Source organism: Lichenihabitans psoromatis, assembly GCF_004323635.1.
GTDB classification, from domain to species: Bacteria; Pseudomonadota; Alphaproteobacteria; order Rhizobiales; family Beijerinckiaceae; genus Lichenihabitans; species Lichenihabitans psoromatis.
In genome coordinates this window covers 2498194-2517676 of the sequence record NZ_CP036515.1, presented here as the reverse complement: position 1 = coordinate 2517676, position 19483 = coordinate 2498194, and the positions used below count along the sequence as shown (strand labels likewise).

The window sequence follows — 19483 nt, the reverse complement described above, 5'->3', positions numbered from 1 at the left end:
TCAGAACGCGGTGAGAGCGCATCTCGGCGCTGGAACAAGCGTATCTTTTGAAGCATGAAGACGTCGGGACAGTTGGCCGGACGCGAACGAAGGGCGGAACGACCTCGTCCAACGGGTTGGTCGCAAGGAGAAACACGGCGGATGTCGGTCTCGATCGGTCGTCAGCGGGTATCGGCAAAAGGCTGGATCGTTCGACCCTCGGCGATGGTGCGTGGGCTCGCCGGCGCATGCGCGATGGCGTGGCTGCTCGCCGGTTGCACGTCGATCGATCAGACCAATCCAAAACCGAGCGTCGAAGCGGCCGCCTTGCCGGATGCAGCCCCGAAGACCACGGGCGTGGATTCGCCTGCCATCCGCGAGCACAAGCAACTCGTTCACGTGTTTGGGGGAGAGTATCACTCGGTCGCGACCGAGAAACTGCTCGATGAGGTTCTGGCCAAGCTGGCGGTCGCCAGCGAGGTGCCGAGCATCCCCTATAAGCTGACGATCCTGAACTCGCCGGTCGTCAATGCTTTCGCGTTGCCGTCGGGCCGCATCTATGTCACCCGCGGTCTTCTCGCACTCGCCAATGATACGTCGGAGGTCGCTGCCGTGATGGCGCATGAGATCGCCCATGTGACGGCACGGCATGCCACGCAGCGCGCCGAGATCGAGAAGCAATCGGCCGTGATCAGCCAAGCCGCGAACGTCATCGAAGACCGGAATAAGGGACGATCCTTCCAGGCCTACGCCCAGCTCAGCCTCGCGAGCTTCTCGCGGCTGCAGGAGCTCGAGGCGGACCGGATCGGCGTTCATACGATCGCGCGAGCCGGCTACGACCCCTATGCGGCCTCCCGTTTCCTGCAATCGCTCGGTCGATCGAGCGCCATGCGGCAATCGCTCTTCGGGCAGGCCAGCGTCGACAAGCCGGATATGATGTCGACACATCCATCGACGCCCGAACGTATCGAGCGGGCGATCGGCGAAGCACGCCAAATCGGGGCACCCGGGATCGGCGAAATCGGGCGGGACCATTATCTGGCCGCCATCGATGGTTTGCCGTTTGGCGACGATCCCGCGGAAGGGTTCGTGCGCGGCGTACAGTTTGTCCACCCGAAGCTCGGCTTTGCTTTCACCGCGCCGGACGGGTTCGTGCTCGAAAATTCGGCTCAAGCCGTCCTCGGCATCGCCAATGGTGGGGAGGAGGCGCTTCGGCTCGATCGTGTGCATGTTCCGGCCGAGACCACGCTCCAAGCCTATCTGGTTTCGGGCTGGATCGATGGCCTGCAGGAGGGGTCGGTCGAAAACATCGTCGTCAACGGATTTCAGGCCGCCACCGCGACCGCGAAGGGCAGCGAGTGGACCTTCAGGCTCGCCGCCATCCGGTATGGCGGCGAAGTCTATCGCATGATCTTTGCGGCCAAGACGCTGTCGGATGCCGATGATCGCGCCTTCAGGACGTCGATCAATACGTTCCGCAAGATCACGCCGGACGAAGCCAAGAACGTCCGGCCGATGCGGATTGACATCGTGACGGCCAGCGATAGCGACACCGAAGAGAGCCTGGTGGCGAAGATGAAGGCCGCCGACCGGCCGCTCGACCTTTTCCGGGTTCTCAACGACGTCGAAGCCGGTGCGGCGTTGAAGGGTGGCCAGCGGTATAAGATCGTCACCGAGTGACGCGCTCGCCGAGCCTTGCGGCTCGACCAACCTCCGTCGCGTCGGGCGAAGATGTCGCATCCGAGGCGATCAGGATCCTGACGGATCCTTGAACCAAATCTCTCGGCCGTGCGTATCTCATGCACGCTTCTGGAGGGTACCATGTTGCAGATGGCCGGCGTGAGACGTCAGTTTGTCAAAGCCGCAATGGCAGCGAAGTTCCTTGAACGGGACGAAGAACGGGCGCTCGCGCAGAGCTGGAAAGACCATGGCGACGAGGCCGCGCTGCATCAGCTCGCGTCCGCCCATATGCGTCTCGTGATCGCCCTGGCGGCTCGGTTCCGTCATTACGGCCTTCCCTTAGCCGATTTGATCCAAGAAGGTCACGTGGGCTTGCTCGAAGCCGCCGCGCGGTTCGAGCCTGAGCGTGAGGTTCGCTTCTCGACTTATGCGACGTGGTGGATCCGCGCCTCGATCCAAGACTATATCCTCCGCAATTGGTCGATCGTCCGGGGCGGTACGAGTTCGGCCCAGAAGGCCTTATTCTTCAACCTGCGCCGTTTGCGCGCCAAACTCTCTCAGAACCCAGGCCCCGGCGGAAACACGTCGATGTTCGCGACGATCGCCCTTGCGATCGGTGTGTCGCCCGCGGATGTCGAACTGATGGACACGCGGTTGTCTGGCTCGGATGTTTCGCTCAACGCACCGATGACCGAGAGTGACTCCTCCGGCCCGGCCGAGCGGGTCGATTTTCTGGTCGACGACAAGCCTTTGCCGGACGAGACCGTCGGCGAGCAAATCGATAGCGATCGGCGCGTGACATGGCTCAAGGAGGCCCTGAAGGTGTTGACGGACCGCGAGTTGCGGATCGTTCGGGAGCGCCGCCTCGCCGAGGAAACCGCGACGCTCGAGGCGCTTGGCGCCCGGCTCGGAATTTCAAAAGAACGTGTTCGTCAGATCGAAAATCGCGCGATGGAGAAGCTCAAGCGGGCATTGACGAGCGTCGATAATCCGCCACTGCAGATCGGCTGACGCGTTCGGCATCCCCTGCTGCCGATCAAACCAACCCGCGAGAGTACGCTTAGGGTAGGTGGAGCGAGAGGCGCCGGACGGTGGCCAGGCTCTCGCACATTGCAACGGCGTTCAGGAATGCCAGCAACGGAAGAAGAGAAATGATCCGGCGTAATGTCGCCTCGGTCATTTGACGGGTTGGGCGCCCCATTCGACCGCTCCAAGCCGTTTGGCTGGTCCAGCGCGCAAGATCCTTCCAACGCAGGATCAATGTCAGATGAAGCGCGAAAATGATCGTCTGCAGCACGGTGGGTCCGAAAAAGTAAAACCATTCGCCATCCCAACGGGCTCCGATCGCAGTGAGGTAATCGCGATAGGTCAAGGGGCCGGTCAGCATCGATAGCGATAGCAGCGCAAACGCGAGCGCCGCGAGCGTAAAGGCTGCCCAAAGCACCATATTGGTGATCAAGAGCCAACGATCCGGCCCGCCGTCTTTCGCGCGCTGGTGAGGAGACATGGGTCGCCGCTTTCATCCGATTGGACTTTTGACGATTGCGTTCCTCACGCGGGTGAGGGGGCCGGCATCGGTAAAGAAACTTACCTAAGATCGTGTGGAATGTCCTTCGTGACCGTCGACAGACGCTGGGTCACACCGTCGCAAATCCGTCGATCAGCAGGACTCCGGAGGGCCGTAAAGCGGTCGACAATCCAGACCGCCCGGTGTATGACCCGCGCTTAACTTAAAACAGCGCGCCGAAACGCAGCGATTTAAGTCGCATCGGCAAGGAGTCATCATGAATATCATCGAAATCCTCGAGCGCGAGGAAGTCGCCCGTTTGACGGCGCTTCGTTCGATCCCCGAGTTCCAGCCCGGCGATACAGTCGTGGTCAACGTCAAGGTCAAGGAGGGCGAGCGCGCCCGTATCCAGGCCTATGAAGGCGTCTGCATCGCCCGCGCGAATAGTGGCCTGCATGAAAACTTCACGGTCCGCAAGATCTCCTATGGCGAAGGCGTCGAGCGCGTTTTCCCGATCTATTCGCCCAACATCGACAGCATCAAGGTGCTGCGTCGTGGGCGCGTCCGCCGCGCCAAGCTTTATTACCTGCGCGATCGTCGCGGCAAGTCGGCGCGTATCGCCGAGCGGGTCGATACGTCGGGCAAGAGCAAGGTCAAGGCTAAGGCCGCTCCGGCTGCCGACAAGGCAGCTCCGGCCGCCGAATAATCAAGGAACAGTCCGCGAACCGTCATGCGCCTTCGTTAACGCGGGCGCATGACCCATGAAGGTTGGGTCGATCCGGACCTTGCAGGTCCGTTGTCGTCGAGCCACCTCTGGTCGCGGCACAAGATCAGGATCAGGCCATCATGGTTGCGACGCATTCAGGGACCCCGCGCACATTGTACGACAAGATCTGGGACGACCACGTGGTCGACCAGCAGGACGATGGGACGTGCCTCCTCTATATCGACCGCCATCTTGTGCACGAAGTGACCAGCCCGCAGGCGTTTGAAGGTCTGCGTTTGGCCGGACGTGGTGTTCATGCGCCGCAAAAGACTTTGGCTGTGGTCGACCATAACGTGCCGACCTCCGACCGTCGCCTCGGCATCAGCGACCCCGAAAGCCGCATTCAGGTCGAGACCTTGGCCGAGAATGCGCGCGAGTTCGGCATCCAATATTTCAACGAACTCGATCGTCGCCAGGGCATCGTCCATATCATCGGTCCCGAGCAGGGTTTCACCTTGCCGGGCACGACGATCGTCTGCGGCGACAGCCACACCTCGACGCATGGCGCGTTCGGCGCCTTGGCGCATGGGATCGGCACCTCGGAAGTCGAGCATGTGCTCGCGACCCAGACTTTGATCCAGGGCAAAGCCAAGAACATGCTCGTTCAGGTCGATGGCGTGCTTCCGCACGGCGTCACCGCCAAAGACATCATTTTGGCGATCATCGGCGAGATCGGGACAGCCGGGGGCACCGGCCACGTCATCGAATATGCGGGCGAAGCCATTCGCGCGCTCTCGATGGAAGGCCGAATGACGATCTGCAACATGTCGATCGAAGGCGGCGCGCGTGCCGGTCTCGTGGCTCCCGATGACAAGACCTTCGATTATCTGAAGGGTCGCCCGATGGCGCCCACGGGCGAGACATGGGACCAGGCTGTCGCCTATTGGCGGACGCTACAGACCGACCAGGGCGCCCATTACGATAAGATCGTGCATCTCGATGCCGCCAACCTGCCGCCGATCGTGTCTTGGGGTACCAGCCCGGAAGACGTCACTTCCGTGGCCGGAACAGTGCCGCGGATCGAGGATGGCGAGACGGACGACAAGCGCCATTCGATCGCCCGTGCGCTCGATTATATGGGCCTTAAAGGGGGCGAGCGGATCCAGGATCTGAGGCTCGATCGCGTCTTCATCGGCTCCTGCACCAATGGACGGATTGAAGATTTGCGTGCGGTCGCCAAGATCGTCGAAGGCAAGACCGTGGCCGCGACCGTCGACGCCATGATCGTGCCGGGTTCGGGTCTTGTGAAGGAACAAGCCGAAGCCGAAGGGCTCGACCTCATCTTCAAGGCGGCAGGTTTCGATTGGCGTGAGCCGGGCTGCTCGATGTGCCTCGCGATGAACCCCGATAAGCTGAAGCCGGGCGAGCGTTGCGCCACCACGTCGAACCGAAACTTCGAGGGTCGTCAGGGTTTCAAAGGCCGCAGCCATCTCGTTTCGCCGGCCATGGCGGCAGCGGCGGCGATCGCGGGTCATTTCGTCGACGTTCGCGACATCGCCTGAACGAGGCGATCGACTCAATACAAAGCCTTCCTGTCGTAACAGGAAGGCTTTTTCTTTGATGCCTTAGGCCGCGAGGCTCTCGAACAGCTTGAGCCCGTCGGTGCCGCCGACCAGCGGATCGATCAGGTTTTCTGGATGCGGCATCAAGCCGAGCACTTTGAGATTTTCCGAATAAATGCCTGCGATGTTCCGCTCCGACCCGTTCGGGTTGGATTGGCCACCGATGGCCCCGGTCTTGTCGCAGTAGCGGAACGCCACGCGGCCCTCGCCCTCCAGCCGCGCGATCGTCTCCGCGTCGGCCGTGTAATTTCCTTCGCCATGCGCGACGCAGAATTCGGCTGCCTCGCCCTCGTCAAAGCGCCGCGTGAAGGCCGTGTCGTTCCGCTCCACGCTGACGTGCTGGAAATGGCAGAGAAAGCGCAGATTGGCGTTGCGGACCAAGACGCCGGGCAATAACCCAGCCTCGCAGGCAATCTGAAATCCATTGCAGATCGCCAGGACCAAGCCGCCACGCGCGGCGTGGTGGCGGACTGCGTCCATGATCGGCGACCGCGCCGCGATCGCGCCACAGCGGAGATAGTCGCCGTAGGAGAAGCCGCCCGGCAGCACCACGAGATCCGTGCCGTCCGGCAGCGCCGTATCGGCATGCCACACCATGGCAGGTTGCTGCCCTGACACCCGATGCAAGGCTCGGGCGGCATCGCGTTCCCGGTTGATCCCCGGGAAGGTGATGACCGCCGATTTCACGACGCTGACCCTTCCAGGATCTCGATCGCGTAATTCTCGATCACGGTATTGGCCAGCAGCCGGTCGCACGCCTGCCGCAAAAGATCCTGCGCGTCGGTATGGTCATGCGCGTCGAGTTCAATCTCGAAGAGCTTGCCCTGACGAATGCTGCCGATCCCCTGGATCCCGAGAGACTGCAAGGCTCCCTCGATCGCTTTACCCTGCGGATCGAGGACACCTGATTTGAGAGTGACGGAAACGCGAGCCAGCATGGAGAAACCCGAGTGAGTGGATTGTGACCCTGGCTTAAAGGCGTGGGCGGCGCGACGCAACCGGTGGCCCGGATCATCGCATCGGACTGAAAAACCTTGTCAGTATGCGGCTCCACCCCTTAGGTCGCTTGAGACGGGACAAGGGGGCCATGATGCTGGCGTATTGCGATTTGCTGATTTTCGACTGTGACGGCGTCCTGGTCGATAGCGAGCAACTGGCGTTCGCAGCTTTCGTCGACGTGCTCAACCGCGCGGGTGTGCCGGCCACGACCGCCATGGTGGCCGACTGCTTCGGCATGAAGCAGGCCGACGTTCTGCAGAAGATCGCGCAAGCGACCCACATGGATATTCCGGATGGGGTGACCGAGGCACTCTGGCCAGCGACCCGACGCGCCTTCGAGCGCGACCTGCAACCGACGCAGGGCGTCAAGGCGTTCCTCGATCGTCTCGACGGCGTCAAGCGATGCGTCGCCTCGTCGTCCAACCCGGAGCGGATCCGGCTCAGTCTCGAATTGACGGGCCTCGCAGGCTATTTCGACGAGGCGGTGTTCAGCTCCCATCAGGTGGCACGGGGGAAGCCGGCGCCGGATATCTTTCTTTATGCGGCTCGCAAAATGGAGGTCGCGCCCGACCGTTGTATCGTGATCGAGGATTCAGTGTTCGGGGCCGAAGGCGGAGCCGCCGCCGGCATGCGGGTGATCGGCTATGTCGGCGGCAGCCATATCCCCTCGGGTCATGCGGCTGGGCTGTTGGCCGCCGGCGCTGCCTCGGTGGAGGCCACCTGGAGCGACGTCGCGCAACGGATCGGCCTTGGCATGCGTTGATGCGTCGCTTGCACCAAGCGCTGTCGAGCGGCATGATCGAATGATGTCATTACCCTTCCACGCTTGGCGGAACCGTTGACGACGGGCACTCTCGCATCGCTGAACGAACGCTCGCGCGACATCTTCAAACACATCGTCGATTCTTATCTGGCGACCGGTGAGCCCGTCGGCTCGCGACATCTCTCTCGTCTACTGCCGAGAGCGCTGTCGCCCGCCTCGATCCGCTCCGTGATGCAGGATCTGGAACAACTCGGGCTGGTCTATGCGCCGCATACGAGCGCCGGTCGGCTTCCGACCCAAACAGGCCTGCGCTTCTTCGTCGATGCGATGCTGCAAGTCGGCGACGTCGGCGACGAAGAACGGCGTCGCATCGAAACCGAGGTGCGGGCGGCGTCCGAGTCGCGCAGCTTTGAAGATGCGCTCGGCGAGGCGTCGAGCCTTCTGTCCGGACTGACGCGCGGCGCCGGCGTGGTCGTGACCAGCAAGGACAACGACCGGATCAAACATATCGAGTTTCTGCGCCTTGATGCCGAACGCGCGCTGACGATCCTGGTCGGCGAGGACGGCAATGTCGAGAACCGCGTGATCGCGACCTCGCCCGGCCTCCCCGCCTCCGCCTTGGTCGAAGCGGGAAATTATCTCAACGCCCGCATCCGGGGCCGCACTCTCGCCGAAGCCCGGACCGAGATCGAGACCGAACGCCGCGCTGCCGAAACCGAACTCGACTCTATCACCGAGCGGTTGGTCGATTCGGGGCTGGCAAGTTGGGCTGGACTGCAAGGGGGAAGCCGCCAGTTGATCGTGCGCGGGCAAGCCAATCTGTTGGAGGATCTGACCGCGATCGAGGATCTCGAGCGCATTCGGCTGCTGTTTGCCGATCTCGAAAGCAAGACCGATGTGATCGAGCTTTTGCACCGTGCCGAAAGCGGCGAAGGCGTACGGATTTTCATCGGCTCGGAGAATAAGCTGTTTTCCCTCTCCGGCTCATCGATGATCGCGGCGCCGTTCCGTGACAGCACGCATCGGATTATCGGCGTCCTCGGCATCATCGGGCCGACGCGTCTGAATTATGCCCGGGTTGTGCCCATGGTGGATTTCACGGCCCGCGTCGTCTCGCGCGTAGTCGGCGGCGGCTGACCGGCCGCGCAACTCGAAAGCGATCCTATGTCCCGCACCGGCGGCCTCTCCCGCTCCCCTGTCGTACCGATCGCCTTGCTGATCGGGATCGTGGCACTTGGCCTTGCGATATGGACCGTGACGATGCCGCAGCATGTGCCGCTTGCATCAAGCGTCGGCGGTGACTTCGCGCTGGTCGATCAAAACGGGAAGGCGGTCACGCGAGCCGATTTCGCAGGCAAGCCGATGATCGTGTTCTTCGGCTATACGCATTGCCCGGACGTCTGCCCGACGACCTTGTCGGATCTGACCCAAATGCTGAATGCCTATGGCACGAGAGAACCGGTCTCGGCCCTGTTCATCACGGTCGATCCGGAACGCGACACACCCGCCGTCATGAAAGACTATCTCTCGAGTTTCGATTCCCGCATATCCGGACTGACCGGCACCCCAGAGGCCATCAGGGCGGTCGAAAAGGCCTATAAGGTTTATGCCAAGAAGGTGCCGACGAAAGACGGTGACTATTCCATGGATCACACGGCAGTCGTCTATGTCATGGATCGGGACGGCCGCTTCGTGAATGCGTTAAACTTGAGCCAAAAGCCCGAGGCCGCCGCCGAAGAATTCAGGCGCGATCTCTGATCCGCGATCGGCTCGCGCTCAATAGTATCCAATCGGAAAATATTTGAGATAGAGATCGCCGATCACGCCGCGTTGAGACAGCCGCTCAAGCGCGTAGTCGAGGGCCTGCCGAAGCGGCGCATCCCCTTTTCGAACCGCGATGCCGCTGCCTTCGCCGAAGTAGCGGCTTTCGGTGAACGCCCCGCCTGCGAAAGTGCAACAGCCCGACGCCGCCGTGCCGTTCAGCCAGAGAGCCGTCGATACCCCGTCGGCGAACATCAGATCGATCTCGCCGACCTTGAGCGCGGCCCGGAGTGAGTCGGGATCCGTGAATGTCTTCACGTTGGCGAGCGGGAAAAACGCCGCAAGATAGGCCGCATGGGCGGTGGCGGTCTGCACCCCGATGCGAAGCGACCCCACCGTCTCTGGCAGAACGGAGGTTGGCACATGCCCGGTTCTGCCGGCGAACCGGGCCGGAGTGCGTGTCACCGGCATGGAAAAATCGACCGTCTCGCGGGTCTTGGCCGTGATCGCGATCGAGGCCACCACGGCGTCGCCGGCATGGGCGTCGAGCGCCGGGACCAGAGTCTCCCATCCACGCGCCTGAATCGTGCAGGTGACCTTCAACTCATCGCAGACCGCATGCGCGAGATCGATGTTAAACCCTGCCAGCGACCCGTCGGGCGCGGTGAAGTTAAAGGGCGGGTAATCGTCGCTGGTCAGAAACTGAATGGTCTGAGCCGGATCCATGCTGGGCTTTTCGATATGATGCTGCGGGTCGACGAAGCTCGGCACGACGACCAAGCCGTCCGATGCGCGCGCGCCTCCACTTGCCGCCATCAAGCCCAGCAGAACCACGCCTGACGTAACGTAAACAATCTTCACCGAGAGGCTTCCTTCGGCTTGTTCCGCGCCATCGACGCACGCTATCTTATGCCGGTGCCGTCGTCATGGTGCTGGTATCGGCTTCATGGAAGGCGATCGCGTGTTTTCCCTGCCTCACGGCCCCTCGCGCATCTCTGCCGGCTCGTGCCAACACGGATGAGCGATCGGGATAAGCTGCCGATCGAAATCGCGTTTCTGGTGCTTTATGGCATCGACCGCGCCATCCTGCGTCGTGCAGCCGCGAGCGCGGAAGACACCGATGTGTCGGCCGATCGGGCGTTGCTGGCCGAAGGCGCGATGTCGGCACAGCATTTCTACGAGTTGCTGGCCCATCATCTCGGCGTCGCCTACATGCATAAGCCTCTGCCGATCAGCGGCGACCAGCATCTCGACAATGCCATGCGGGTCGAAATGGTGCGGCTCTCTCCCAACCCGCAGGGGCTCGATTACGTGCTGGCGCCTCGAGGCGCGGGCCTCGCGCTCGTGCTCGGCCGACTGGCGCAAGGTCGTTGGCGAGACCACGAGCGCATGGCCATCACGTCACCGCAACGGCTTGCCGCGCTCATCCGATTGCATCATCGGCGAGCCATCGTCACGGCTGCGAGCCACGGGCTGCCGGATTGGAACGAGACCTTGTCGGCGCGTGCGGGCTGGAGCCGACACCAACGCCTTTCTGCCTCCATCCTCGGTTGCGCCATGATGGTCGGGGCGTGGTTCTGGCCCGAAGCGACGCTCGCTGCACTGTGTCTGCTGTTCTCGTTGCTGTTCCTTGCCATGGTCTATGTACGCTTGCACGCGACGATGTGGAGTTTCGGAACCATCTCGGATCCGCAACCCCGACGGACCGACAGCAGCCTGCCGATCTATACGATCGTGGTGCCGCTCTATCGCGAGGCGAGGGTCGTGCCCGACCTCGTCGCAGCGCTCCGGAGGCTCGACTATCCTGCCGCGCGTCTCGATATCAAGATGGTGGTCGAAACCAGCGACCGCGACACCATCGATGCACTGCAGACCGAGCATCTGCCGGATCGGTTCGAGATTCTCATTGCGCCGGCGGGCGTACCGCAGACCAAGCCCCGCGCCCTCAACGTCGCGCTGCAATTCACGCGCGGAAGCTTCCTGGTGGTCTATGATGCCGAGGATCGACCGCAGCCCGACCAGCTCCGCAAGGCGGTGGATCGATTTGAGCGCAGCGGCGACGACCTCGCCTGCGTGCAGGCCCGGCTCGCCATCGACAACAGCGCCGACAGCTGGATCACGCGTGTGTTTACCCTTGAATATGCGGCCTTGTTCGACGTGATCAATCCGGGGCTGGCCCGGCTCGGGTTGCCGATCGCGCTCGGCGGAACGTCGAACCATTTTCGGGTAAACGCCCTGCGTCGCGTCAACGGGTGGGATGCCTGGAACGTGACCGAGGATATCGATCTCGGCATTCGCCTGGCCCGCTTCGGCTATCGGGTCGACGTGCTCCAATCGTCCACCTTGGAAGAAGCGCCCTATCGGCTCAAAGCGTGGTTGGGGCAGCGGTGCCGCTGGCAGAAAGGCTGGATGGTAACGCTCCAGACCCATAGCCGTAATCCGGCACGCCTGTTCGCAGACCTTGGGCTGGCCGGCGGTTCTGCGATCTTCGCGATCCTCTGCGGCACGATCGCGAGTTCGCTGCTCGGCCCGGTTTTCGTGGCGGGCGTGTTGCTGCAGGCGACGTTCGGGCCGCTGTTGTCGCCGCATACCAGCGCCGATTGGGCTTGGACCTTTCTGTCGGCCCTCTTGATCGTCTCGGGCATCGCCAGTGTGGTCCTGCCCATCGCGGTCGGGATCAGACGCCGCCGCCTGTTCGACACGGCCATCTATGTGGCGATGCTGCCGCCCTATCTACTGCTGTTGAGCTATGCGACATGGCAGGCGTTGTTCGAGATGATGGGCCGTCCGCATGTGTGGACCAAGACGGAGCATGGCTTGGCCAAGAATCGCGTGCGGCCGACATGATGGGCGATGGTGGAGCCAATACCGCCCCCGCTCGTTGAGGGTCTGACCGATCCTTTTCCTGGAACCTCCAACCATGCCCAAAGCGGCGGCCGCCGACCAACTCGAATTCGAACTCGTCCGGTTCGCGGCCGAGGACCAGCCCCAGGATTTCGAGCTCGACCTGCGGAGCGAGACGATCTGGGCGACACCCGCCGATATGGCGGCGCTGTTGAAAACGCCGGTCGCCACCATCGTGAAACATATCGAAGCCGTGCTGGCCGAGGGCGAGTTGAACGCCGAAACCACAGTGCGCGCCGTGCGGACGGCCTCCGAAGGCGATGCTGCTGCCGCAGCGGCAGAGCGATACAACCTCGATATGATCCTATCGGTCGGCTATCGGGCCAATTCGAAGAAAGCCACGGCTTTTCGGCAATGGGCCAGCCGCACCTTGCGGGCGCTGATGGTCGATGGCTTCGTGCTGGATCAAAGGCGGCTGCGATCCGACCGGGAGACGCGCGACACGCTGGCGGCGCGGCTGCGGGCAATCCGCGCCGAGGAGACCAACATCTACGAGAGCGTGCGCGCCTTCTTCGCCGCGAGCGCAGACGATTATGCGGCCGACAGCGACGCCAGCAAACGCTTCACGACCATGCTCGAGGATAAATTCGCCTATGCGGTGACGGGCGAAACACCCCCCGACCTCATTCTCGAGCGTGCCGACCACGACAAACTCGCCATGGGTCTGCAGCGTTTCGATGGCGCGGTGCCGAGCATGGACGAGGCGCGAATCGCGCAAAACTACCTCGATCAGCACGAACTCTTCATCGTGCATACCTTATGCGAGCAGTTTCTTTTGCTGGTCCAGCAACACGCCGCGCGCGGCCATCGGATGACGATGGCAGAGCTATCGAGGGCGCTGGACGACCTTTTGCGCTTGAACGATTATCCGGTGCTCACTCGGCATAAGGATTTCCATGCCGCGCGGGCCATTCGCCACGCCCAGGCGGAATATGCCCGCTACATCCTCAAGGCGAAGAACCGCCCGAAAGCGGCTCTGACCTGACAGACGCAAACCGACGGCTTGTCGGGCTGCGTGAGATCGGTGCGCGCAGCGTTACTCTGCGCAGCGGTCAGGGTGGCGGCGGCAGAAGCGGACGCGACGCGGGTCCTCGATGACCGGCGGCGGCAGAAGGCCTTCGGGACCGTAAGCGTAGCCTGGCGCTCCGCCCGCAACCCCGCCCGGCGCGAATAATTGCTGAAACACCTGACCCTCGTTGCGGGTGTCGCCCCAATGACGCCAGCTGCCTTGCGGATGGGCCGCATCCTCCCCGTCCGGCTCGTCGACGCTGCCATTGAATTGCGGGACCGGCAACGCGTAGGGGCTACGGGGGAGGTTGGGGTTCTCATAGGCTTGTGCGCGCGCAGCACTCGCGCCCAGCGCAGCCAGAAGGATTGCGACACTCGCGGTCGCGGCAGCTTGCGCCAGAATTTCACGAGCGATCATCGATTATACTCCGTTTGTGACTGCTAAGCTTGCGACTGGGGTTTTGTTCCGATGCTGCTCCCGCCATCGTCCATCGCATTTCGCGCGTGCGAGGTCCGTCGATCTGCTTTAGAGCGTTGACATCCTTCTTTGATCCAAAGCACCGGACTTAACTCGCCCATGCCCCCCGACCCGATCGCTGCCCTCGACGACGACTTTTCTGCCTTCGTGCAGACTGCCACTGCCTGGCCGTTCGAGGAAGCGCGCAAATTGATCGCGCGGGTCAAGCGCACCGGGCAGACCGAGGTTCTCTTCGAAACCGGCTACGGTCCATCGGGCCTGCCGCATATCGGCACCTTCGGCGAAGTGGCACGCACCACCATGGTGCGGCATGCGTTCCGCATCTTGACCGACGACACTATTCCGACGCGGCTGGTCGCCTTTTCGGACGATATGGACGGCCTGCGAAAGGTGCCGGACAACATCCCCAACCGCGACGCGATGCTGCCCTTTCTTGGCAAGCCGCTGACGCAGGTCCCCGATCCATTCGGCACACACGAGAGCTTCGGCGCGCACAACAATGCACGCCTGCGGAGCTTTCTCGACCAGTTCGGCTTCGACTATTCCTTCGTATCGTCGACGCAGGCTTATGCGGCCGGGGAGTTCGACGCCGCGCTTCTTCTGATGCTGGAGCGCTACGACGCCATCATGGCGATCATGCTCCCGAGCTTTCGCGAAGAGCGGGCCGCGAGCTATTCGCCGTTCCTGCCGATCCATCCGGAAACCGGCGTTGTCATGCAGGTTGCGCTCGAAAGCCACGATGCGGCTGCCGGAACGATCTCCTGGCGCGATCCCGTCACCAACATGCTCTATGTTACGCCCGTCACGGGCGGTCATTGCAAGCTGCAGTGGAAGCCCGATTGGGCGATGCGGTGGCATGCACTCGGCGTCGACTATGAAATGGCCGGCAAGGATCTCATCGACTCGGTGAAGCTCTCAGGCCGCATCTGTCGCGCGCTTGGCTCGGAGCCGCCGGACGGATTCAACTACGAGTTGTTCCTCGATGAACAAGGCCAGAAAATCTCGAAGTCGAAGGGCAACGGCCTCACGATCGACGATTGGCTGACCTATGCGTCGCCCGAAAGCCTATCGCTGTTCATGTATGCGAAGCCGACCGCCGCCAAGCGTTTGTTCTTCGACGTGATCCCGCGCGCCGTCGACGATTACCTGACCTTCCTCGACGCCTATCCCCGCCAGGGCTGGCGCGAGCGGCTTGGCAATCCTGTCTGGCACATTCATTCCGGAAATCCGCCCGCCCCTGAGCGGCTGACGGCCGATGGCGGCACCTCGGTGTCGTTCGTCATGCTGCTCAACCTCGTGGCGGTCGCCAATACCGAGGATGCGACGGTGCTGTGGGGCTTCCTCCGCAATTATGCGCCGGACGCCTCGCCCGAGACCCATCCGCGCCTCGATCGGCTGGTGCATTATGCGGTGCGCTACTATCGGGACTTCGTGCGGCCGGCCAAGCAATATCGCGCGGCCGACGAGGTCGAGCGGAGCGCTCTCCAGGCATTGTCCGACATGCTGGGCGCTCTGCCGCCGGGCAGCGGCGCCGAGGAGATCCAGACCGCACTTTACGACATCGCCCGCCCGATCCCGCGTTATCAGGACTTCAAAGCCAAGACCGCGACGCCGGAGCGGCCCGGCGTATCGAACGACTGGTTCAACATGCTGTATCAGGTGCTGCTCGGCGAGGCGAAAGGGCCGCGCTTCGGCTCCTTTGCGGCACTCTATGGCCTGCCCGAGACCCGCGCCCTCATCGGCAAGGCGCTCGACGGCACGTTGATCGAGGACCATGCGGCCTTCCTGGCCGAGCGCCAAACGTCGAGCGTTCCGTGACCGGTCTGATTTACAAGATCACACCCGAGGTGCCGTGGCGCGCCGCTGAGGCCTCGGGCGTCTACAAGGGCGCGCCGATCGACGCGGCGGATGGCTTCATCCATTTCTCGACCGCCGCGCAAGCACGCGAAACGGCAGCCAAGCATTTTGCTGGGCAGACCGATCTGCTCCTCGTCGCGGTGGATGCCGCTGCGCTCGGCGACGCGCTGAAGTGGGAGCCCTCGCGCGGGGGTGCCCTGTTCCCGCATCTCTTCGCTTCCCTGCCGATGACGGCGGTGCGATGGGCCGAGCCGCTGCCGCTCGACGCCGGGGGACGGCATGTCTTCCCAAACGGCTTCGCGTGAGCGGCCTGTTCGGCGCAGTCGGCGCGCTGCTGCATCCGGCCCTGCTGCGTCTCGATCCTGAAACCGCGCATGGTTTGATCATCAAGGCGCTCCGCCTCGCGTCATCCTCCCGCCCTGCGCCCGACGATCCGCGTCTCGCAGTCGCGGCGTTCGGGCTCGCGTTTTCCAATCCGCTCGGCATTGCGGCGGGGTTCGACAAGAATGCCGACGTGCCGGACGCTTTGCTCGGCCTTGGCTTTGGCTTTGCCGAAATCGGTACCGTGACGCCGAAGCCGCAGCCCGGAAATCCCCGTCCCCGCGCCTTCCGCTTGCCGGAGGATGGCGCGTTGATCAACCGTTATGGCTTCAACAGTGGCGGCCATCCTGCGGCGCATGCGCGGCTCATGAGCCGCAAGGCGCGCGGCGGGATCGTCGGGGTGAATATCGGGGCCAACAAGGATGCGACCGACCGCGCCGCCGATTACGCAGCCGGGATCACGGTTTTCGCCGATGTGGCGAGCTATTTCACCATCAACGTCTCGTCACCCAATACGCCGGGCTTGCGCGATCTCCAGGCCGCCTCGGCGCTGGACGACCTGCTGGCGCGGTCGCTCGACGCGCGCGATGCGGCGAGCGCCTTGCACGGCCGTGTGCCGGTGCTGCTGAAGATCGCACCCGACCTCGATCTCGCGGCACTCGACGACGTCGTGCGCGTCGCGCGAGACCGCAAGCTCGACGGGATGATCGTGTCGAATACGACGCTGGCCCGACCCGCGTCGTTGCACCATCGCCATACGGCACGCGAAGCCGGCGGGCTCTCCGGTCGCCCCCTTTTCGGACCCTCGACCGCCATGCTGGCCGCGACGTTCCTGCGCGTCGAAGGGCAATTCCCGCTCGTCGGGGTTGGCGGTATTTCGGACGCAGCAACGACGCTCGCCAAAATCCGCGCCGGAGCGAGCCTCGTGCAACTCTACAGCGCGCTGGTGTTCCAAGGCCCGAGCCTCATCGGGCGCATCAAGCGCGGGCTGATCGAGGGACTCGGCTCCGACACCCTCGCCAGCCAAATCGGCCGAGATGCCGCGGCATTGGCGTCGCAAGCCTAAACTTCTACGACGTTGGCTGACCATCGCGTCGCATCCGCTTGAGCGTATAGAGCGCCTCGAGCGCGGCACGCGGCGTTAGATCGTCGGGATCGATGGCGTCGAGCGCCTCGCGCAAGAGGTCGGGCCGGTGCGCCGTTTGTGTCGGCGCTGGTCGATCGAGCAGCGCGAAGAGAGGCAGGTCGTCGATCATCCGAGCTACCGGCGCGGCACGCTGGCTTGCCTCAAGCTCGGCCAGCAGCACGCGGGCGCGCTCGACGGCGGCGGCAGGAAGCCCCGCCAATTTAGCGACCTGGATGCCGTAGGAGCGATCGGCCGCGCCGGCCATCACCTCATGCAGGAAGATGACCTCGCCGTTCCAATCCGTGACCCGCATGGTCAGGTTGGTCAGGCGGGGGAGCTTCTTGCTGAGCTGCGTCAATTCGTGGAAATGCGTTGCGAACAACCCGCGTGTCCGGTTCACCTCGTGCAGATGCTCGATGGCGGCCCAGGCGATCGACAGGCCGTCAAACGTCGCGGTGCCGCGCCCCAACTCATCGAGGATGACCAGCGATTGCGGGCCCGCCTGATTGAGGATCGCGGCGGCTTCGACCATCTCGACCATGAAGGTCGAACGGCCCCGCGCGAGATCGTCGGCCGCGCCGACGCGGGAAAACAACCGGTCGACGACCCCGATATGGGCCGCCGTCGCGGGCACATAAGATCCGATCTGCGCCAGAATGGCGATCAGCGCGTTCTGTCGAAGGAAAGTGGATTTACCAGCCATGTTGGGGCCGGTCACCACCGCGATACGCCCCCCCGCCGCGTTCTTCTTGCGGTTGCCCGACGTCGACGCGGTGCCGGAGAGATCGCAATCATTCGCCACAAAGCTGATGCCGCGCAGCTTCAAGGCCGCTTCCACGACGGGATGCCGGCCGCCATCGATCGCGAAAGCCAAGGTGCCGTCGACGATCGGCCTCACCCAATTGCGCGCCGTCGCGATCTCGGCGAGACCACAAGTCACATCCACCATCGCCAGCGCATCGGAGGCGGCGCGGATCGGGTTGGTCTGATCTAGCACCGCCGTGGCGAGGCGCGCAAAGATGTCGAGTTCAGCCGCCAGAGCCCGGTCTCCAGCGGAGGCGATCTTCGCGTCGAGTTCGGCCAGTTCGGTCGTCGAGAACCGCATCGCGCCGGTCATGGTCTGCCGGTGGATAAAAAGCGCATTGTGAGGAGGCCGTAACCATTGCTCGCCAAGCACTTGCGGCACTTCGATGAAGAAGCCGAGAAAGTTGTTGTGCTTGATCTTGAGCTGCTTTGCGCCGCTCTGCTCCGCATAGCGCGCTTGGAGGCCGGCCACGACGAGCCGCGTGTCGTCCCGCAACGTACGGATGTCGTCGAGCGCTGGATCATAGCCAACTCGTACAAAGCCGCCGTCTCGCCGGGCCAGCGGCAGGTCATCGGCCAGAGCGGCTTTCAGCAGGTCACCGAGCGCCGGATCGATCCGCAGCGCGACGTCGGCAGCGGCTGACAGGTCGACCGGGAGATCGGCGGCCTGCTTCAGCCGGGTGCCAACCGCCCATGCGGCCGCGATCCCGTCACGCAAGGCCGCAAGATCACGCGGGCCGCCACGGTCGAGCGCCAAGCGCGACACAGCCCGGCTAAGATCAGGGGTCGCTTTCAGCAAGCTCCGCACGCTGGACCGAAGCCGTGCATCCGCCTGCACGAATCCGACGGCATCCTGGCGCGCCGCGATTGCGTACGGCTCCGTCAGAGGCCCGGCAAGCCGTTCGGCCAGCAAGCGCGCGCCGGCCGACGTCACCGTCATGTCGATGGCGGCCAGCAGCGATCCGGTCCGCTCGCCCGACATGGTGCGGGTGAGTTCGAGATTGGCCCGCGTTGCGGCGTCGATCTCCATCGCCTGCCCGCGTTCGGATCGCGCCGGCGCTCGCAAATGGGGGCGGGCGCCGACCTGCGTTTGCGTCACGTAAGCCACGGCCGATGCGGCAGCGGCGATTTCGGCTCGCGAAAAGGCGCCAAACCCATCGAGGGTCTCGACCCCGTACCAGTCCCGCAACCGCCGGTCGGCCATCGTGCTGTCGGCGAATTCACGCGCCACGGGCGTGATGGCCGCACCTGATTCCTGCAGCATGAGCGCGACTGTGGGCTCGGCATTCATCGCGTCCGGCACGACGATCTCGCTCGGCTCCAATCGGGCGATCAGAGCCGGAACGGCGGCTTCCGCCACATCGCCGACCGTGAAGGCACCAGTCGAGATATCGACAGCGGCGTATCCGTAAAGCCATTCAGCCTCGCCCTGGCGCAACCGCACCAACGACAGCAGCGTGTTGGCGCGGGCCGGCTCGAGCAGGCGGTCCTCGGTCAAGGTGCCGGGCGTCACCAGCCGAACCACAGCGCGTTTGACAACGGATTTATTGCCGCGCTTCTTGGCCTCTGCCGGATCTTCGATCTGTTCGCAAACCGCCACCCGGTGGCCAAGCGCGATCAGCCGATGCAGGTAATCATCGCTGCGATCGACCGGCACGCCGCACATGGCGATATCCTCGCCCTGGTGTTTTCCGCGCTTGGTCAGAACGATATTGAGGGCTCGTGCCGCGACCTCCGCATCCGCCAGGAAGAGTTCGAAGAAATCCCCCATTCGATAAAACAGCAGGCAATCGGGATGGGCCGCCTTGATGCCGAGATATTGCGCCATCATCGGGGTCACGCGATCCTCCGCCGTCGCGGCGGCGATCTGTGGCGCAGGAAGCGAAACAGCAGTCGCGGGGGTAGTACGGACGGCATCGGTCATCGGCCGACGCTAGCAAAACCCGGGGGGCGGCGCATCCGCGCGCA

At 63.5% G+C, this 19483-nt stretch carries 18 protein-coding genes; 12 read left to right on the top strand and 6 right to left on the bottom strand.

Annotated elements, in window-relative coordinates; all coding sequences use genetic code 11:
• Positions 1–141: 141 nt before the first annotated feature.
• Together EY713_RS11725 and EY713_RS11720 are read left to right on the top strand one after the other, a co-directional pair.
• A complete protein-coding gene (locus EY713_RS11725; RefSeq protein ID WP_131115041.1) occupies positions 142–1659 on the top strand; it encodes a M48 family metalloprotease in 1518 nt (505 codons plus the stop codon).
• 141 nt (positions 1660–1800) lie between these two features.
• The gene (locus tag EY713_RS11720) at positions 1801–2670 is read left to right on the top strand and encodes an RNA polymerase factor sigma-32 (RefSeq protein ID WP_131115039.1); all 870 of its coding nucleotides are present in this window, start codon (positions 1801–1803) and stop codon (positions 2668–2670) included.
• Positions 2671–2719: 49 nt separating this feature from the next.
• On the opposite strand, the gene EY713_RS11715 is transcribed toward EY713_RS11720, so the two are convergent.
• Entirely contained in the window at positions 2720–3166 is a 447-nt protein-coding gene (locus EY713_RS11715) for a hypothetical protein (RefSeq protein WP_131115037.1), read from the bottom strand.
• A 277-nt stretch (positions 3167–3443) separates the two neighbouring features.
• Between EY713_RS11715 and rplS the strand changes: the two genes are divergently transcribed.
• Both rplS and leuC read left to right on the top strand, forming a co-directional pair.
• The gene (gene rplS / locus EY713_RS11710; protein ID WP_131115035.1) at positions 3444–3872 is read left to right on the top strand and encodes a 50S ribosomal protein L19; all 429 of its coding nucleotides are present in this window, start codon (positions 3444–3446) and stop codon (positions 3870–3872) included.
• Between the two features lie 140 nt (positions 3873–4012).
• Positions 4013–5434, top strand: coding sequence for a 3-isopropylmalate dehydratase large subunit (leuC, locus tag EY713_RS11705; RefSeq protein ID WP_131115033.1), 1422 nt, complete (start codon positions 4013–4015; stop codon positions 5432–5434).
• Between the two features lie 63 nt (positions 5435–5497).
• Here the strand turns inward: leuC and purQ are convergent, their stop codons facing one another.
• Both purQ and purS read right to left on the bottom strand, forming a co-directional pair.
• Positions 5498–6181 carry a phosphoribosylformylglycinamidine synthase subunit PurQ gene (gene purQ, locus EY713_RS11700; RefSeq protein ID WP_131115031.1) on the bottom strand — a complete coding sequence of 228 codons (684 nt, stop codon included), beginning with the start codon at positions 6179–6181 and terminating at the stop codon, positions 5498–5500.
• Complete coding sequence (gene purS / locus EY713_RS11695) at positions 6178–6432, bottom strand: phosphoribosylformylglycinamidine synthase subunit PurS (protein WP_131115030.1); 255 nt, start codon at positions 6430–6432, stop codon at positions 6178–6180. The genes purQ and purS overlap by 4 nt, the downstream gene beginning before the upstream one ends.
• A 149-nt stretch (positions 6433–6581) precedes the next feature.
• Between purS and EY713_RS11690 the strand changes: the two genes are divergently transcribed.
• From EY713_RS11690 to EY713_RS11680, 3 genes are all read left to right on the top strand, one after another.
• Complete coding sequence (locus EY713_RS11690; RefSeq protein WP_131115027.1) at positions 6582–7256, top strand: HAD family hydrolase; 675 nt, start codon at positions 6582–6584, stop codon at positions 7254–7256.
• 75 nt (positions 7257–7331) lie between these two features.
• Positions 7332–8393, top strand: a complete 1062-nt coding sequence (gene hrcA, locus EY713_RS11685; RefSeq protein ID WP_245572696.1) for a heat-inducible transcriptional repressor HrcA — start codon at positions 7332–7334, stop codon at positions 8391–8393.
• A gap of 27 nt (positions 8394–8420) precedes the next feature.
• On the top strand, positions 8421–9014 hold the full coding sequence (locus EY713_RS11680; protein WP_131115023.1) for an SCO family protein: 594 nt from the start codon (positions 8421–8423) through the stop codon (positions 9012–9014).
• A gap of 18 nt (positions 9015–9032) precedes the next feature.
• Here EY713_RS11680 and EY713_RS11675 read toward each other — a convergent pair whose 3' ends face one another.
• Positions 9033–9878: a transporter substrate-binding domain-containing protein gene (locus tag EY713_RS11675; RefSeq protein WP_245572695.1), complete on the bottom strand. Its 846-nt coding sequence runs from the start codon at positions 9876–9878 to the stop codon at positions 9033–9035.
• Positions 9879–10034: 156 nt separating this feature from the next.
• On the opposite strand from EY713_RS11675, the gene EY713_RS11670 reads away from it, so the two are divergent.
• Both EY713_RS11670 and rhuM read left to right on the top strand, forming a co-directional pair.
• On the top strand, positions 10035–11864 hold the full coding sequence (locus tag EY713_RS11670; RefSeq protein ID WP_165491106.1) for a glycosyltransferase family 2 protein: 1830 nt from the start codon (positions 10035–10037) through the stop codon (positions 11862–11864).
• 73 nt (positions 11865–11937) lie between these two features.
• Complete coding sequence (gene rhuM / locus EY713_RS11665; RefSeq protein ID WP_131115019.1) at positions 11938–12906, top strand: RhuM family protein; 969 nt, start codon at positions 11938–11940, stop codon at positions 12904–12906.
• Between the two features lie 51 nt (positions 12907–12957).
• On the opposite strand, the gene EY713_RS11660 is transcribed toward rhuM, so the two are convergent.
• Positions 12958–13347 (bottom strand): hypothetical protein, encoded by a 390-nt coding sequence (locus tag EY713_RS11660; protein ID WP_131115017.1) that lies wholly within the window; start codon positions 13345–13347, stop codon positions 12958–12960.
• Between the two features lie 159 nt (positions 13348–13506).
• Here EY713_RS11660 and EY713_RS11655 point away from each other — a divergent pair, with 159 nt between their 5' ends.
• The 3 genes from EY713_RS11655 to EY713_RS11645 are packed head-to-tail and all read left to right on the top strand — an operon-like array spanning position 13507 to position 16651.
• Complete coding sequence (locus EY713_RS11655) at positions 13507–15225, top strand: lysine--tRNA ligase (protein WP_131115015.1); 1719 nt, start codon at positions 13507–13509, stop codon at positions 15223–15225.
• Positions 15222–15569, top strand: coding sequence for a DUF952 domain-containing protein (locus EY713_RS11650; RefSeq protein ID WP_131115013.1), 348 nt, complete (start codon positions 15222–15224; stop codon positions 15567–15569). The genes EY713_RS11655 and EY713_RS11650 overlap by 4 nt, the downstream gene beginning before the upstream one ends.
• A 5-nt stretch (positions 15570–15574) precedes the next feature.
• Positions 15575–16651, top strand: a complete 1077-nt coding sequence (locus tag EY713_RS11645; RefSeq protein ID WP_245573004.1) for a quinone-dependent dihydroorotate dehydrogenase — start codon at positions 15575–15577, stop codon at positions 16649–16651.
• Positions 16652–16655: 4 nt separating this feature from the next.
• Here the strand turns inward: EY713_RS11645 and mutS are convergent, their stop codons facing one another.
• Entirely contained in the window at positions 16656–19439 is a 2784-nt protein-coding gene (mutS, locus tag EY713_RS11640) for a DNA mismatch repair protein MutS (protein ID WP_131115009.1), read from the bottom strand.
• Between the last annotated feature and the right edge of the window lie 44 nt (positions 19440–19483).